General features: G+C 72.4%; 12 protein-coding genes. 3 read left to right on the forward strand and 9 right to left on the reverse strand.

Features of this window, described 5'->3' with window-relative positions; all coding sequences use genetic code 11:
- Positions 1-91: 91 nt before the first annotated feature.
- A complete protein-coding gene (locus tag ACZ6Y1_RS03545) occupies positions 92-1,126 on the forward strand; it encodes an SDR family oxidoreductase (RefSeq protein ID WP_469622088.1) in 1,035 nt (344 codons plus the stop codon).
- Positions 1,127-1,210: 84 nt separating this feature from the next.
- On the forward strand, positions 1,211-2,158 hold the full coding sequence (locus tag ACZ6Y1_RS03550; protein WP_469622092.1) for a Rieske (2Fe-2S) protein: 948 nt from the start codon (positions 1,211-1,213) through the stop codon (positions 2,156-2,158).
- Between the two features lie 242 nt (positions 2,159-2,400).
- Here the strand turns inward: ACZ6Y1_RS03550 and ACZ6Y1_RS03555 are convergent, their stop codons facing one another.
- Positions 2,401-2,745, reverse strand: a complete 345-nt coding sequence (locus ACZ6Y1_RS03555) for a TraR/DksA family transcriptional regulator (protein ID WP_469622095.1) — start codon at positions 2,743-2,745, stop codon at positions 2,401-2,403.
- A gap of 24 nt (positions 2,746-2,769) precedes the next feature.
- Positions 2,770-4,563 carry a thiamine pyrophosphate-requiring protein gene (locus tag ACZ6Y1_RS03560; protein ID WP_469622098.1) on the reverse strand — a complete coding sequence of 598 codons (1,794 nt, stop codon included), beginning with the start codon at positions 4,561-4,563 and terminating at the stop codon, positions 2,770-2,772.
- 542 nt (positions 4,564-5,105) lie between these two features.
- Here ACZ6Y1_RS03560 and ACZ6Y1_RS03565 point away from each other — a divergent pair.
- Entirely contained in the window at positions 5,106-5,585 is a 480-nt protein-coding gene (locus ACZ6Y1_RS03565; protein ID WP_469622101.1) for an RICIN domain-containing protein, read from the forward strand.
- A gap of 58 nt (positions 5,586-5,643) precedes the next feature.
- Here the strand turns inward: ACZ6Y1_RS03565 and ACZ6Y1_RS03570 are convergent, their stop codons facing one another.
- From ACZ6Y1_RS03570 to ACZ6Y1_RS03600, 7 genes are all read right to left on the reverse strand, one after another.
- Positions 5,644-6,543 carry a GNAT family N-acetyltransferase gene (locus ACZ6Y1_RS03570; RefSeq protein ID WP_469622107.1) on the reverse strand — a complete coding sequence of 300 codons (900 nt, stop codon included), beginning with the start codon at positions 6,541-6,543 and terminating at the stop codon, positions 5,644-5,646.
- 278 nt (positions 6,544-6,821) lie between these two features.
- Positions 6,822-7,937 (reverse strand): agmatine deiminase family protein, encoded by a 1,116-nt coding sequence (locus ACZ6Y1_RS03575; RefSeq protein ID WP_469623658.1) that lies wholly within the window; start codon positions 7,935-7,937, stop codon positions 6,822-6,824.
- Positions 7,938-8,026: 89 nt separating this feature from the next.
- Positions 8,027-9,181 carry an agmatine deiminase family protein gene (locus tag ACZ6Y1_RS03580; RefSeq protein ID WP_469622109.1) on the reverse strand — a complete coding sequence of 385 codons (1,155 nt, stop codon included), beginning with the start codon at positions 9,179-9,181 and terminating at the stop codon, positions 8,027-8,029.
- Between the two features lie 190 nt (positions 9,182-9,371).
- Entirely contained in the window at positions 9,372-10,031 is a 660-nt protein-coding gene (locus ACZ6Y1_RS03585; RefSeq protein ID WP_469622115.1) for an HAD family hydrolase, read from the reverse strand.
- Positions 10,032-10,067: 36 nt separating this feature from the next.
- Positions 10,068-11,813, reverse strand: a complete 1,746-nt coding sequence (locus ACZ6Y1_RS03590) for a beta-galactosidase (RefSeq protein ID WP_469622118.1) — start codon at positions 11,811-11,813, stop codon at positions 10,068-10,070.
- Positions 11,814-11,856: 43 nt separating this feature from the next.
- Positions 11,857-13,818 carry a glycoside hydrolase family 5 protein gene (locus tag ACZ6Y1_RS03595; protein WP_469622122.1) on the reverse strand — a complete coding sequence of 654 codons (1,962 nt, stop codon included), beginning with the start codon at positions 13,816-13,818 and terminating at the stop codon, positions 11,857-11,859.
- A gap of 105 nt (positions 13,819-13,923) precedes the next feature.
- The gene (locus ACZ6Y1_RS03600) at positions 13,924-14,769 is read right to left on the reverse strand and encodes a carbohydrate ABC transporter permease (RefSeq protein WP_469622125.1); all 846 of its coding nucleotides are present in this window, start codon (positions 14,767-14,769) and stop codon (positions 13,924-13,926) included.
- Positions 14,770-14,774: the final 5 nt, after the last annotated feature.

Here is a 14,774-nt window from a genome sequence, read left to right on the forward strand (position 1 = left end):
CTCGCTCCGGCTGTGGGGGTCCTTTCCAGTCTCCGTCATCCCTCCGGTGGCGGGTCCGTTTGCCGCGCCGCATCAGGGAAAGGCGAGCAGCATGGACGATGTGGGAACCGCGCCGCGCTGTGTCGTCGTCACCGGAGCCAGTGGCGGGATCGGCAGAGCGTGTGCCGTGGCCTTCGCCCGGCGGGGCGACCGGCTGGCCTTGATCGCCCGCGGGCGTTCCGGCCTGGACGGGGCGGTGCGCGAGGCCGAGCGGGCCGGCGCCGCCCAGGTCATCGCCATCGAGGCGGACGTCGCGGACGCCGAAGCCGTGGACGCCGCCGCCCAGCGGGCCGAGGACGAGCTCGGGCCCGTCGACGTGTGGGTCAACGACGCCTTCGCCTCCGTCTTCGCCCCCTTCACCGAGATCACCCCCGAGGAGTTCCACCGCGTCACGGAAGTCACCTACCTCGGCTACGTCTACGCCACCCGGGCCGCCCTCAAGCGGATGCTGCCCCGCGACGCGGGGGTGGTCGTCCAGGTCGGCTCGGCCATCGCCTACCGCGGGATTCCGCTGCAGAGCGCCTACAGCGGCGCCAAGCACGCCATCCAGGGCTTCAACGAGGCGCTGCGGTGCGAACTGCTCGCCTCCGGGACCCGGGTGCGGACCACGATGGTGCAGATGCCTGCCGTGAACACCCCGCAGTTCGACTGGGTCCGCTCCCGCCTGCCCGAGCGGGCCCAGCCCGTGCCGCCGATCTACCAGCCCGAGGTCGCCGCCAGGGCCGTGCTGTACGCGGCCGACCATCCCGGGCGGCGCGAGTACTGGGTCGGCGCGGGCACCGTCGCGACCCTGGTGGCGAACGCCGTCGCGCCCGGACTGCTGGACCGCTACCTCGCGAGAACCGGGTTCCGCGCGCAGCAGGACGGCCACCGCCGCCGCCCTGGGGAGCCCGACAACCTCTACGCGCCGGTGGACGCCGGGCGGGACTTCGGCGCCCACGGCCGCTTCGACGACCGCGCCCGCGACCACAGCATCCAACAGCGTGCCGCGCACGCCCTCGGCTCCCTCGCCCGTGCGGTCCGGCACACGGCCGGCCGGGTGGCGGCCGGCCTGTCGGTCACCGGCCGGCCGTCGCGGGAGCAGTGACGGGGAGGACCAGTCGGGCGCCCCGCTGGTCCGTCCGGCTCAGCCCGTACCGCGCCGGTGCGCGAAAGCGGGCAGCGTGAGCCCATGCGAACCCTCATCGCCCGTCTCACCACCGCCGCCCGGCCGGCCGGCGATCACTGCGACGGCATCGGCGTCCGTGCTCTGAAGGTCCTCGACGCCGTGGCCGGTGCCGAGGAACTCGACCCGGTCACCGAGCCGCTGCAGCGCGCGGTCCGGGCGCTGCCGCTGGGGCGGATGCGCGGGGTGCTGCACGGTCGCCCGCTGGGGCACCCGCTGCACCCGGCCCTGGTCCAGATTCCGGTCGGCGCGTGGATCTCCGCGGGCGTTCTCGACCTCGTGCCCGGCTCGGAACGGGCCGCGCGCCGGCTCGTCGCGGTCGGCCTCGTCACCGCCGCCCCGGCGGCGTGGACGGGCTGGGTCGACTGGGCCGAGCAGCACGAGCCGCAGCTGCGCACCGGGCTCCTGCACGCCGCGTCGATCGCCGCCGCGGTGGGCCTGTACGGCGTGTCGTGGGCCGTGCGCTCGCGGGGCCGCCACGGGCTGGGGCGGGCCATCGGCTTCGCGGGGCTGGCGGCGGTCGGCACCGGGGCCGCTCTGGGCGGCCACCTCGCCTACCGGCAGGCGGCCGGTGCGAACAAGACCGGGTCCGTCCCCCGTCTGGTGGCGCCCGGCTGGCACACGCTCGGGCCCGTCGAGGAGTTCACCACCGGCCGGGGGGTGCGCCGGATGGTCGGTGAGGTACCGGTGCTGGTGGTGCGGGAGTCCGACGAGGTGTTCCACGTCCTCGCGGACCGGTGCAGCCACTTCTCCGGCCCCCTCTCGCAGGGCGAGATCGCGGACGGCCACGTGACCTGCCCCTGGCACGGCTGCGTCTTCCGCCTCTCCGACGGCTGGAACGTGGGCGGCCCGGCCACCGCCCCCCAGCCGGTGTTCGACAGCCGGACCGACGGCGCAGGCAGCCTTCAGGTCCGCCTGCCCGGCGCGAGCCGGCCCGGCTCCGGCACCAACTGATAGGCCGGAGCCGCTCATTGACCACACGTGGTCGTCCAGTGCGCCGGATACGGCTCGACGGGGCCACGGGCCGCCCCGTTTGAGACCCGCCCGAGTGGACAGACGCCGAGTGCGGCGCACCGGGCCTGTCGGCCCGTACGTACCAGCCACGCCCTCCGGCATCCTCCTCCCTCAGTGCCGGGGGGCGGTCGGCGATCCCGCAGGGCCCGTACGGGGATGCATACGGAGACGGATGCGGAGCTTCACCCGTCGGCGCAGCGGACACAGGTGGTCGCCGCCGGACGGATCTCCAGGCGTTCGGGCGGAATCATCCCGCCGCAGCCTTCGCAGCGCCCGTACCGGCCCTGTTCGAGTCGTTCCAGCGCCCGGTCCAGTTCTTCCAGGTGCTCGCGCGCCTGCGCCATGAGAGCGGCCACGTGGGCCCGTTCGAAGGCGGTGGTGCCACCTTCCGGATCGTGCTCGTCGTCGACGGCGATCAGGGCGTTCGCCGCCACGATCCCGTCGAAGTCGCGGCTGAGCGCGGCCAGGCGCGCGAGCGTGTCCGCACGGTCGGCCGCCAGGCGTGCCCGGATCGCGTCGACCGCCACGGCGTCCTCCCGAAGCGGGCCGGCTCACTCCGAGCCCTTGCCGCCGCCCGGCAGGAATTCCTGGATCTTCGCCTTGATCCCCTGGCGGACCACGGCGCCCCGGTCGCTGTCCCCGTGCAGCACGGCCGAGGCCGCGGCCTTGGCCTGGTCGAACGTGGCGTGCGGCGGGATCGGGGGCACGGCCGGGTCGGTACGGAAGTCGATGACGTAGGGGCGGTCCGCCGCCAGCGCGTTGCGCCAGGCCTGTTCCACACCCTCCGGGGACTCGACCCGCTCGCCCGCCAGCCCGATGTCCACGGCGAAGTCCGCGTACCGCACGTCGGGCAGCGCCTGCGATTCCTCGAACTGCGGCACTCCCTGCATGGCGCGCATCTCCCAGGTGACCTGGTTGAGGTCATGGTTGTTGAGCACGGCGACGACCAGACGCGGATCCGACCACTCCCGGTAGTACTTGGCCACCGTGATCAGCTCCGCCAGGCCGTTCATCTGCATCGCACCGTCGCCGACGAGCGCGATCGCCGGCCGCTCCGGGAACGCGAACTTCGCCCCGATGGCGTACGGGACGCCCGGACCCATCGTGGCCAGGGTCCCGGAGAGCGATCCGCGCATGGAGCCGCGCATCCGCAGGTGCCGCGCGTACCAGTTCGCGGCGGACCCGGAGTCCGCGCACAGGACGGCGTCGTCCGGCAGCAGCGCGTCCAGCGCGTGGACGGCGTACTCGGGATTCACCGGGTCGGCGGGAACCCCGGCCCTGCGCTCCATCACCTCCCACCAGCGCGCGGTGCCCTGCTCGACCGCGTCACGCCAGCTCCGGTCGGTCTTGCGCTCGAGCAGCGGGATCAGGCGCTTGAGGGTCTCCGCCGCGTCGCCGACGACGTTGACCTCGAAGGGGTAGCGCAGACCGACGAGGGACGGATCGACGTCGATCTGCACCCCGCGCGCCTGGCCGAACTCGGGCAGGAACTGGCTGTAGGGGAAGCTGGACCCCACCACGAGCAGGGTGTCGCAGTCACGCATCAGCTCGTACGAGGGCCGGGTGCCCAGCAGCCCGATCGACCCGGTGACGTAAGGCAGGGTGTCGGGCAGCACGTCCTTGCCGAGCAGCGCCTTGGCGACGCCCGCGCCCAGGACTTCGGCCACTTCCTCGACCTCGGCGCGGGCACCCCGGGCGCCCTGGCCGATCAGCATGGCCACCTTGGATCCCGCGTTGAGGACCTCGGCGCACCGGGCGATCTCCCCGTTGGCGGGAACCGGCGAGAAGCGCCCCATGCCCGGGCTCGACGGCACCATCTTGAACGCGTGCCCGGGCGCCTCGTACTCGAGGTCCTGGACGTCCGCGGGGATGATGACCGCCGTCACGGTGCGGCGGGCCGCGGCCACGCGCATGGCCCGGTCGAGGACGCCGGGCAGCTGCTGCGGCACGGTGACCATTTCGCAGAAGTCCGACGCCACGTCCTTGTAGAGGGAGAGCAGGTCCACTTCCTGCTGGTAGGCGCCGCCCATCGCGGAGCGGTCCGTCTGCCCGACGACGGCGACCACGGGAACGTGGTCGAGCTTGGCGTCGTACAGGCCGTTGAGGAGGTGGATCGCGCCGGGGCCGGAGGTCGCGGCGCAGACGCCGGTGCGGTGGGAGAACTTCGCGTACCCGACGGCCTGGAACGCGGCCATCTCCTCGTGGCGGGCCTGGATGAAACGGGGCCTGTCGCCCGCCCGGCTCCAGGCGGCGAGCAGGCCGTTGATGCCGTCCCCGGGGTACGCGAAGACGTACTCCACGTCCCACTGTCGCAGTCGTTCCAGCAGATGGTCCGAGACCTTCATCTTCGCGAACTCCGTCCGCAGCCGAACGTCGGCCCCGTGGGGACCGGGGGCGCGATCCGCGCCCTGTTGCGCGGCTAACCCGTGAGCACGGCGTCAAACCCCTTCGAGGTGACCGCGTGTTCTCGGTCGTCCCCCGGCCCCGGCGAAGCCGATGCTTTTTCGGCCACGCCCGGAGTGCCGAACCGTTCATTCCCCGAATAATCGGCGCAATATCTTCGATCCACCCGCGCAGAAATGCGGAGAACCGAAAATCAGGAACGTTTCCGCAGATGAGAACAACACCGGACGGAGCGTCAACGGGAGCGTGCGCGCAGGTCGGAGCGGCGGCGCTCCACATGGGATAAGGCGAGGTGGGAGAGGCATTCGCGCATCATCGGACGATCACGTTACTGCGCACTTCAGGTGAACGGCCGGGCATTGATTTCGGTTGACCGGTGATCGCTGATATCAATTTCCCTGCGCCCGGATCCGCGCCGAATAACCCCTCTCATTTCGGTCACGCACACAGTGCCCGAGCCCCCTTCGAGAACGGAATCCGCACCATGGGAATCACCTTCCGCAGGACCGTCGCCCTCGCCTCGCTGGCCCTGACCGCCTCGCTGCTGCCGGCGGGTGAGGCGGGAGCGACGGGTGCCGCCCGGGCCGCCGTGCCCGGCCGGTACTGCCTGGCCAACGCCTGGGGGACCGCCAACATCTCCACGAAGCCCTGCGACCCCGCGGACCGCGGCCAGCACTGGACGGTCTCGGGTCACCAGATCGCCCTCACCAACGACCGCAACTACTGTCTGGCCAACGCGTGGGGCACCCAGAGCGTCTCCACCAAGCCCTGCAACCCGACCGACCAGGGTCAGTACTGGAACGTGTCCGGTCAGCAGATCGCCCTGAACTTCGCCCCGGCGTACTGCCTCGCCAACGAGTGGGGCACCCCGAACGTCGGCACGAAGCCGTGCGACGGCGCGGACAAGGGCCAGAAGTGGGTGGTCTTCAACGACCAGATCAGCCTGGCGGCGGTGGGTACCTGATCGGCGGAGCGAGGGGTCCGGGCCCGCCCCGGCCCGGACCGCTCACCGCGTGCCGCCGCTAGACCGCCCGGCCCGCCGGGTGGAAGTTGATGCGTTCACGCACGACGGGGAAGCCGGCCTCGGCGAAGTTCGCGGCCATCGGGAGGTTGGTGCGGTCCGTCGCCGCGCTCACGGACTCCGCGCCCCGCTCGACGAGGAAGTGGGTGCACTCCGCGAGGAGGTCGAAGGCGTAGCCGCGACCGCGCTGCTCGGGGACGACGCCGATGTAGCCGATGATCGGGCCGGAGGGGTTGTGGGCCGGAATGTGGATGCCGGCCAGGTCGCCGTCCGGCGTGTACGCGGTCTGCCACCACTCCCGTGGCGAAGGGCACCAGTGGAAGAAGTCGAGCTCCTCCTGGGCGGCCCGGTCGAGGCCGCCCTCCTCGACGGCCCTGAGCGCGTGGGCGTCCAGGGTGGCGGAGTGGATGCGGCGCAACGCGTCGAAGAACACGGCGTCGTCGGGTTCTTCGCTGAAGTGCAGGCGTCCGGGCCGCTCGGGCAGGCCCCGCTCCGGGGTCCAGCGGTACAGGAAGCGTTCCACCAGGAGCTCGTACCCCGCCGCTCGTGCGGCGGCGAAGCGCGCCTCGGCGGCTGCCCGCAGCTCGGTCTTCTCCCGCCAGCCGCCGGGCAGGTTGATCTCGAGTTCGACCTGCCACGGGGCGGAGCGCAGGAGCTCGGCGCCCGCCTCCTCCTCGCCCTCGGCGACGTCGAACCAGTTGATGTTGACGGGGTGCGGGTCGTCGGGCCCGCCCCACCAGGCGCCGCGCGCGACGACCTCGCCGTCGCGCAGGGCGACGCGCTTCCAGTCGGGTCGGAACCGGGTGAGCCGATGGCCCTCACCGGCGCCCAGAGGGTCGGGGAGTGCGTCGAACAGATGGGCGTCGCTCGCGGAGAGCGCGCGGATGACCGGACCGGTCATGGAATTCCTCCGGGATGCAGGCTGCTTGGAGCGCTCCCCGGTCAGGACGTACGAACCACGCCGGAACAGCGGAAGGGGGAGCGCGCGAAAGGCGTGAACAGCACGGCACTCGCCTCCTTCCGTTCGTCTCGGGGCGTGCAGCCACACGGTACGTGATCCGCCGGGGTCCATCCACGGATTTGCCGGCTCTTCGGAGGCGAGGTGCCGGCCCCGGCTCCGGCGACCGGCGCGGTGGGCGGCGACGGCATCGCCGCCGGGCTGCGGCCGGAGGGGGCCGGTCAGCCGATCGCGGGCTGGTCGTGGGTGGCGCAGTGGATACCGCCGCCGCCCGAGGCGATCGCGTCGATCCTCACCTGGACGATCTCGCGGTCGGGGAAGTGTTCCTTCATGATCTGCTCGGCGCGGTCGTCGGCCCGGGCGTCGCCGAACCGGGGCAGGTAGACGCCCTTTCCGCCGATGTAGAAGTTCATGTACGAGGAGACGAAGGCCTCGCCGCGGCCGGTGATCCGGTCGGGGTCGGGCTGCGAGAGTTCGATGACCTCGATCTTCTTGCCGCGCGCGTCCGTTGCGTCCTTCAGGACGGACTTGGCCTGGTCGGCCGAGCGCGACCACACGTCGGCCGGGGTGCCCGGGAAGGCCTTGTCGAGCAGTACGACGCCGGGCGCGACGAAGCGCATCAGGCAGTCCACGTGCGCGTCGGTGATGTCCTTGCCCTTCACACCCGCCAGCCAGATCACCTTGGTCACGCCGAGGGCCTTCTTCAGCTCCGCCTCGACCCGGTCGCGGCTCATGCCGGGGTTGCGGTTGGCGTTGACCACGGAGCTCTCGGTGAGTACCAGCGTGCCGAGGCCGTCGGTCTCGAAGGAGCCGCCCTCGGCGACGATCGGGGTCCCGATCCGGTCGAGGCCGTACTTCGCCAGCAGCGCCCGGGCGACCTTGGCGTCGTTGCCGTGCTCCTGCTTCTTGCCCCAGCCGCTGAAGTTGAAGTCGACGCCCTTGACCTTGCCGCCCTCCTCGACGAAGACCGGTGCCGTGTCCCGGGCCCACAGGTCGTCGACCGCGAGCGGGATGACCTCCACGTCGTCGCCGCAGGCCTGCTGGGCGGCTTCTTCCTGGTCGGGCCGGGCCATGAGCACCACCGGCTCGCGCGTGCCGATGGCGGTGGCGAGTCCGGCGATGTCCTTGCGCACGTCGTCCAGCTGGTCGCCCCAGACGTCCTCCGACGCGGGCCAGGACATGAACGTACGGGTGTGCTTCTCCCACTCGGCGCCGAGCCGGCGACCGTTCGCCCCGCCCGGCCCGGGGGTCCGGGCGCCGTCCTGCTCCGGGTCGTCGGGCTCGGTACAGGCGGTCAGGCCGAGGGCGAGCACGCTCGCGCCCGCGAGGGTGCGCATCATGGCGCGGCGTGACAGGGCAGGGTTCAGCACGAGGTACTCCGGTGGGTGAGGGGGGAGCGGGGCGGCCGGGTCTGTCGGGACGAGGGTCAGGGCATCGGCTCGTGCATGGTCGAGCAGTGGATGCCACCGCCGCCGCCCATCAGGCGGTCGACGTCCAGCTGCACGACCTCGCGGCCGGGGAAGGCCGCGGCCAGCGCCTGCCGGGCGGCCTCGTCCTTGGCCCGGTCGCCGAACTGCGCGGTGATCACGCCGCCGTTGACGAGGACGAAGTTCAGGTAGGAGTCGACGAAGGCCGGGCTCTTCGAGCGGACGGTGTCGGGGCCGTCCACCCGGATCACCCGGAGTGTGCGGCCGCGCGCGTCGGTCGCGGCGGAGAGGATCGAGAACTGCTCGCGGGCGTCGCGCGCCCACACGTCGTTCCGGCCGGCAGGCGGCAGCTGCACCATCACCACGCCGGGGCGGACGAACCGCGAGGTGACGTCGACGTGGTCGTCGGTGATGTCCTTGCCCCTGATTCCGGGCAGCCAGATCATCTTGTCCGCGCCGTAGGCGTCGAGGACGGCGTGCTCGATCTCGTCGCGGCTCATGCCCCGGTTGCGGTTCTTGTTGACCAGACTGCTCTCGGTCGCCATCACCGTGCCGTCCCCGTCGGACTCCACGGCCCCGCCCTCACCGACCAGGTCGGCGTAGGTGAGGCGCAGGCCGCGGCGGCGGGCGACGCGCTCGGCGACCCGGGCGTCGTCGGTGTGGATCTGCTTGTTGCCCCAGCCGTTGAAGTTGAGGCAGACCGCGTCCAGGGCGCCGTAGCCGTCGCGGCGGAAGACCGGGGCGATGTCGCGCATCCACAGGTCGTCGGTGGGGACCGCGGTGGTCACCTCGGCCCGCGGGCCGCACATGCCGCGCGCCTCCCGGGCGCTGTAGTCGTCGGGCACGCACATCACCACGGGCTCGAACTCGGCGACGGTGCGCGCGATCAGCGCGATGTCCTCCTGGACGCCGCGCAGCTGCCGTCCCCACACCGACTTGCGGGACGGCCAGGACATCCAGGTCCTGGCGTGCGGGACGTCGTCGGCCGGCACCCGGGGGTGTGCTCCGGCCCGCATGGGCTGAGCCGAGGCGGAGGACTCCGTCAGGGCCCCGGCACCGAGGGCGAGGCCGGCCGCCCCCAGCAGGCTCCGGCGGGAGGGCAGGAACCCGAGCAGGTGGTCGGTGAGCGAGCGCTCGCCGCGGTCTTCGGTCATGGCATCTCCAGATCAAGTCGACCATCGCCGGGGCGGCGCCGCCATGGCAGGCATGCGGGCACCCGTCGGCCGGGGCTCCAGCCCTGCGCCCTCTTGCGCCTCACCCTCCCACTGACTGAAAGTTCAGTCAAACTCGTCGGTAGCCGTGAGCCGGGCGGGCCGTCCGCCGGAGGGTCCCCGCGTGCCGTCCTCAGAGTCCTGCCGCGAGCCGCCGCAGCAGGGCCGGGTCCGCTTCCAGGAGGCTGCGCACGACGTGGCGCCCCGGAGCCGGGGGGATGGCGGTGAGGGAGGGTGCGGCCAGCACCGCGCAGCCGGCCGCCTCAGCGGAGGCGACGCCGGCCGGGGTGTCCTCCACGGCCACACAGGCGGACGGGGTCGCGCCGAGCGCGGCCAGGGCCGCCCGGTAGGGATCGGGGTACGGCTTCGTGCGCGGGGTCTCGCCCTCGGCCACGGACGTGCTGAACCGGTGCCGCCCGAGGGCGCCGAGCACGGTGTCCACGACCGGCCGCGGCGAGGCCGACACCAGCGCCGTGGGCACACCCGCGGCGTGCAGCGCGGCGAGGAGCTCCAGGGCCCCGGGCAGGGGAACGACCCGCCCGCGGACGAGTCCGGTGAAGCGGCGCTGGAGCGAGGCACCGAGCCGGTACGGATCGACCCGGGCGGCCGCCCGGGAGGCCAGGTGGGCGGCGGTGTCGGCGATCGCGCGGCCGAGGATGAAGGGCAGGTCCGCGTCCGTGAGCGCGATCCCCAGTCCGAGAGCCTCCTCCTCGACCGCCCGCCGCCACAGCCGCTCGGTGTCGACGAGTGTCCCGTCCATGTCGAAGAGGACGGCCTGGAGTGCGGTGCGCAAGGAGGCTCCCGGGGGATGGGGTGGGGGGCCGGTGGTTCAGTCCTGGGTGGGACCCGGGTCGGGCCGGTCCCGCAGTTCGACGGTGCGTGCCGCGGTGGCGTGGAGTTCGAGGACGGTGATCTCGTTGCGGCCGGGACGGAGCACCGGCGCGGGTACGTACAGGGTCGCCTGGGGGCCCCTGGACCAGTAGCGGCCGAGCGGGAAGCCGTTGATCCAGGCGTGGCCCTTGGTCCAGCCGTCCAGGGCGAGGTGGCCGTCGGCGGGCCGGTCGATGTCGAAGCGGCCGCGGTGGAAGGCCGGCCCGGTCAGGGGTGCGGCGGGGACGAAGGCGATGCCCTCCAGGGAGTCCAGGGGCAGCGGACGGCTGTTCCACGCCGCGAGCTGCTCGCCGTTGACGGTGACCCGGCCGAGCAGGCCCTTGCGGTCGTGGATCCCGGGGCCGTAGTTCACCCGGCCCTGGTTCTCGACGAGGACCGCCAGGCGCGCCCCGGGCCTCGGAGCGGTGAAGGCGAGGGCGTGCTCGTGGTGCTCGCGCTCCAGTACGCCGACGGGCTGTCCGTCGACGAACACCTGGGCGCGGTCGCGGACCTCGTCGATCCGCAGCACGGCCGGGCCGGCGACCGGCAGGTCCGACTCGTACAGCACGAAGCCGAAGGACTGGCCGAGCTGTTCCATGCTCAGGGGACGCCCGGCGCGCACGGTCTCGCCGAAGAGGTGCTCCTGCGCGAACAGGCCCGCGCAGTGGTCCAGTTCGACGGTGGCCGGGGAGATCTTGGGCGCCCGGGCGGGAGCCGGCCCGGCGGGGACCGGGGCGTGGCGGGCGAGGACCTCGCGGAAGGCCGCGTACTTGGGGGTGGGGTCGCCGGCCTCGTCGAGCAGTGCGTCGTAGTCGTAGGAGGTGACGGTGGGGCGGTAGGTGCCCTTGTCGTTGGCTCCGTTGGTGAAGCCGAAGTTGGTGCCGCCGTGCAGCATGTAGATGTTGACGGAGGCCCCGGTGGACAGCAGCCGGTCCAGGTCGGCGGCGGCGTCGGCGGGGTCGCGGGTGGTGTGGGCGGCGCCCCAGCGGTCGAACCAGCCGATCCAGAACTCCGAGCACATCAGCGGCCCGGCCGGCTGGAGCCGCCGCAGCGCGTCGAGGCCGGCTTCGACACGGCTGCCGAAGTTCACCGTGCGCAGCACCCCGTCCAGGCCGCCGCGGGCGAGGTCGCCGGGCTGGTCGCAGGTGAACAGCGGGACGTCCACCCCATGGGTGTGCAGCAGGCCGGCGAGGTCGGCGAGGTAGCCGGCGTCCTCGCCGAAGGCGCCGTACTCGTTCTCCAGCTGCACCGCGATGACCGGCCCGCCCGCGCTGGACAGATAGGGCTTCAGCGGTGGGAGGAGGGCGGCGAGATAGGCGTCAACGGCGGCCAGGAAGCGCGGGTCGCGGCTGCGGAGCTCGATGCCCTCCTCGGCGAGCAGCCACGAGGGCAGGCCGCCGCCCTCCCATTCGGCGCAGATGTACGGGCCGGGCCGCAGGAGGACGTGCAGGCCCTCGGCCGCGGCGAGGCCGAGGAAGCGGGGCAGGTCGAGACCTCCGTCCAGCCGGAACTCGCCGGCCCGGGGGGCGTGCAGGTTCCAGGGGACGTAGGTCTCGACCGTGTTGAGTCCCAGCAGGCGCGCCTTGTGGAGCCGGTCGGCCCACTGCTGCGGGTGGACGCGGAAGTAGTGCAGTCCGCCCGAAAGGATGCGGAACGGTCGGTCGTCGAGGCGGAATCCGTCCTCGGCGATCTCCAGTCGGGGCATGCCGGGGTGCTCCTAGCTGTGCGTGCGGGTGCGGAGGGAGGGATCAGGCGAGCGGGCGGCAGAGCAGGGCGTCCGGGACGCCGTAGTGCAGCCACTTCCAGGTGTAGGCGACCCCGGCGAGGTACTCGTTGTCGGCGCACTGGCCCTTGTAGTAGCCGGGTGCCCAGTCGCTGGCGGTCGAACCTCCGGTGGCGGGCCGGTTGTCACCGTGGTCGAACCAGAGCACGCGTCCGGAGGTGGGCAGGGCGGTCGCGGCCGGGGCGCAGAGCAGCGCGGACATGGCGTTGCCGTTCACGCTGTAGCCGACGGCGAAGGTGCGGTCCGGGCACTGGAGCTTGTTGTAGCCGCCCGCCCAGTCTCCCCCGGTGACGTACCGCTCGTCGGTGACGACGGTCCAGGCGCCGCTGCCCTTCGCGGGCTCGTCGATGTCCGTGCACAGGCCGCGGCTGTCGCTGCGGCCGAGGCCGACGAGGCGCTGGGTGTCGGGGCAGTTGCCCTTGCGGTTGCCGGGCGACCAGTCCGGCTTCGCCAGCATGGTGGCGGAGACGTCGTAGTCGCCGTGGTCGAGGTTGAGCATGTTCCAGCGCGGGGCCGGGGCGACCTGGCCGGTCTTTCCGGAGGCGCCCACGAGCTTGTTCCAGTCGGTGGCGCGCCAGTCGCCGGCGTCCATGACGCCGAGCCGTGTGCCGTCCGCGCGGTAGTTGACCATGGCCCAGTTGTCGTTCGGCGTTCCGTTCGCGTCGCTCCAGCCGACCAGCGGCCAGATGGCGAAGTCGGTGTCGCCCCGCACCATGATGTCGGTGAAGTTGGTGAACCAGGCGCGTTCGCGGGCGTCGGCGTCGCCTCGGCCGGCGGCGCCGAACTCACTGATCCACACGGGTGCGGTGAAGTGCTGCCCGGCCCGGGTGACGAACAGCGCCTGGTCGTCGACGACCTGGGCGAGCTGTTCGGGGGTGAACTCCTCGTAGCGCGGGTCGTGGGTCTCGCCGGTGCCGGTGGCGCCGGTGTGGTTCGGGCCGGTGTAGCCGTAGAAGTGGGCCGAGTAGACGAGCTTGTCGGAGCGGATGAGGGTGTTGGAGAGGGTGGCGACCGGGGTGAGCGTCGGCCGGCCGTGGGGCGTCAGGTCGGTCGGTATGCCCTGCCAGTTGATGCCCTCCATGACGATCAGCATGTCGGGGTCGGCCTGGAGGATCCTGTTGCCGGCCTCTTCCAGGGCCTTGTTGAGGTCGTGGTCGTTGCCCCAGCCCCAGTTGGGGTCGTTCCAGGTGTCGCGGCGGACCTCGTTGCGCAGGTCGGCGCCGACGACCCGCTTGTCGGCCCGGTAGCGCTGGACCAGGAACACCCAGTCGTCGATCCACGCCTGTGTGGACTGGCCGCTGTTCCAGCGCTCGTTGCCGTCCAGGCCGCAGCAGAAGCGGTAGCTGGTGGTGTGGTTGTTGAGGATGACGGCGAAGCCGTCGGCGGTCAGCGCCGCGACGACGGCATCGAACACCTGGAGCGGAGTCTTGCCCTTGAGCTGCGGGTTGGCCGCCACGGCCGGGTCCGGGACCACAGTCGTGTCGTGGACCAGCGCGTTGGCGAACGGCAGCCGGATGCTGTTGAGGCCCATGGCGTGGAAGTCGGCCAGGATCTCGGCGATCGGCTTGCGGTCCAGGCCGAGCGGGAGGTTGTGGGAGTTCTGCCGCGCCTGGTGGTTGGCCACGTCGCCGATGTCCCCGTTGCCCTGCCACGTGCCCTGGGCACCGGCCCAGTTGCCGGACTTGAGTTTGAAGCGGTTGCCGTCGGCGTCGACGACGTACCGGCCCCGGGTGGAGAGCGGGCCGCGCCACGAGGCGGCGAGCTGCTCGCCGGTCAGGGCGGCGGGGGCGGACGCGGCGGCCGGCGCCGGGGCCGCGGCGAGGGCCTGCGCCCCGGGAACGGCCACGGCGGCGGCGAGCAGCCCCGCGGTCGCGAGCAGCGTGCGCAGTCCTCGTGTCACGGACCTCGGTGACCTTGCGGATCTCATGGGGTTTCCCTCCGGACGGAGTGGGGTGAGGGAGCGGGGTGGTGCGGCCCCGGACGGGAGGTCCGGGGAGAACAGGGAGAACGGGGAGGCCGGGCCCGGTCCGGGTCAGCCCTTGAGACCGCTCGTGGCGATGCCCTCGACGATGTAACGCTGGGCGACGAGGAACATGACGACCAGGGGCGTGATGGTGACGACGGCGCCGGCGAAGAGGCCGGGCAGGTTGATGGTCTGCGAGGTGAGGAAGGTGGACAGCGCGATCTGCGCGGTCCAGGCGGTCGGGTCCTGGCCGATGACCAGCGGCCACAGGAAGGAGTTCCAGCTCTCGATGAAGGACAGCGCGCCGAGCGACGCCAGCATCGCGCCGGAGCTGGGCAGGGCGATCCGGCCGTACAGGCCGAGCCAGCCGAGGCCGTCGAGCCGTCCCGCCTCTTCGATCTCGCTCGGGAACTGGAGGTAGAAGTTGCGGAACAGCAGCACGGCGAAGGGGTTGAAGAGGCCCGGCGCGATGATGCCCCAGAGGGTGTTGACCCCGCCCATCGAACCGACGACGACGAAGGTCGGTACGAAGGTGACCGAGCTCGGGATCATCAGCGTGGCCACCACCAGGGCGAGGAGCACCCCGCGCCCCCGGACCGGGATCCGGGCGAGGGCGTAGCCGGCGGCGGATGCCAGCAGCGTGGAGAGCGGCGCGGTCACGGCGGCGATCAGGGCCGAGTTGCCGAGGGCGCGGCCCATGGAGACGGTGGGGTCGGAGAACAGGGCGGTGAAGTTCTCGAAGTGCATCGTCCGGGGCCACCACGTCCAGTCCGGCGCCGTCAGGCTCCGGGAGTCCATGAGGGAGTTGCGGAGCATCAGGTAGAAGGGCGCGAGGAACGCCGCGGTGAGCAGGCCGACGAGCAGACCGCGGGCCAGCAGGCGGGCGGTTCGGGTGGGTCCGGGGAAGGTGATCACTTGCT

Source organism: Streptomyces sp. NPDC053432, assembly GCF_055585365.1.

Coding starts and splice junctions, on each gene's coding strand:
- ACZ6Y1_RS03545 (WP_469622088.1), top strand. CDS start 92: ATGGACGATGTGGGAACCGCGCCGCGCTGTGTCGTCGTCACCGGAGCC.
- ACZ6Y1_RS03550 (WP_469622092.1), top strand. CDS start 1,211: ATGCGAACCCTCATCGCCCGTCTCACCACCGCCGCCCGGCCGGCCGGC.
- ACZ6Y1_RS03560 (WP_469622098.1), bottom strand. CDS start 4,563: ATGAAGGTCTCGGACCATCTGCTGGAACGACTGCGACAGTGGGACGTG.
- ACZ6Y1_RS03565 (WP_469622101.1), top strand. CDS start 5,106: ATGGGAATCACCTTCCGCAGGACCGTCGCCCTCGCCTCGCTGGCCCTG.
- ACZ6Y1_RS03570 (WP_469622107.1), bottom strand. CDS start 6,543: ATGACCGGTCCGGTCATCCGCGCGCTCTCCGCGAGCGACGCCCATCTG.
- ACZ6Y1_RS03575 (WP_469623658.1), bottom strand. CDS start 7,937: ATGCGCACCCTCGCGGGCGCGAGCGTGCTCGCCCTCGGCCTGACCGCC.
- ACZ6Y1_RS03580 (WP_469622109.1), bottom strand. CDS start 9,181: ATGACCGAAGACCGCGGCGAGCGCTCGCTCACCGACCACCTGCTCGGG.
- ACZ6Y1_RS03590 (WP_469622118.1), bottom strand. CDS start 11,813: ATGCCCCGACTGGAGATCGCCGAGGACGGATTCCGCCTCGACGACCGA.
- ACZ6Y1_RS03595 (WP_469622122.1), bottom strand. CDS start 13,818: ATGAGATCCGCAAGGTCACCGAGGTCCGTGACACGAGGACTGCGCACG.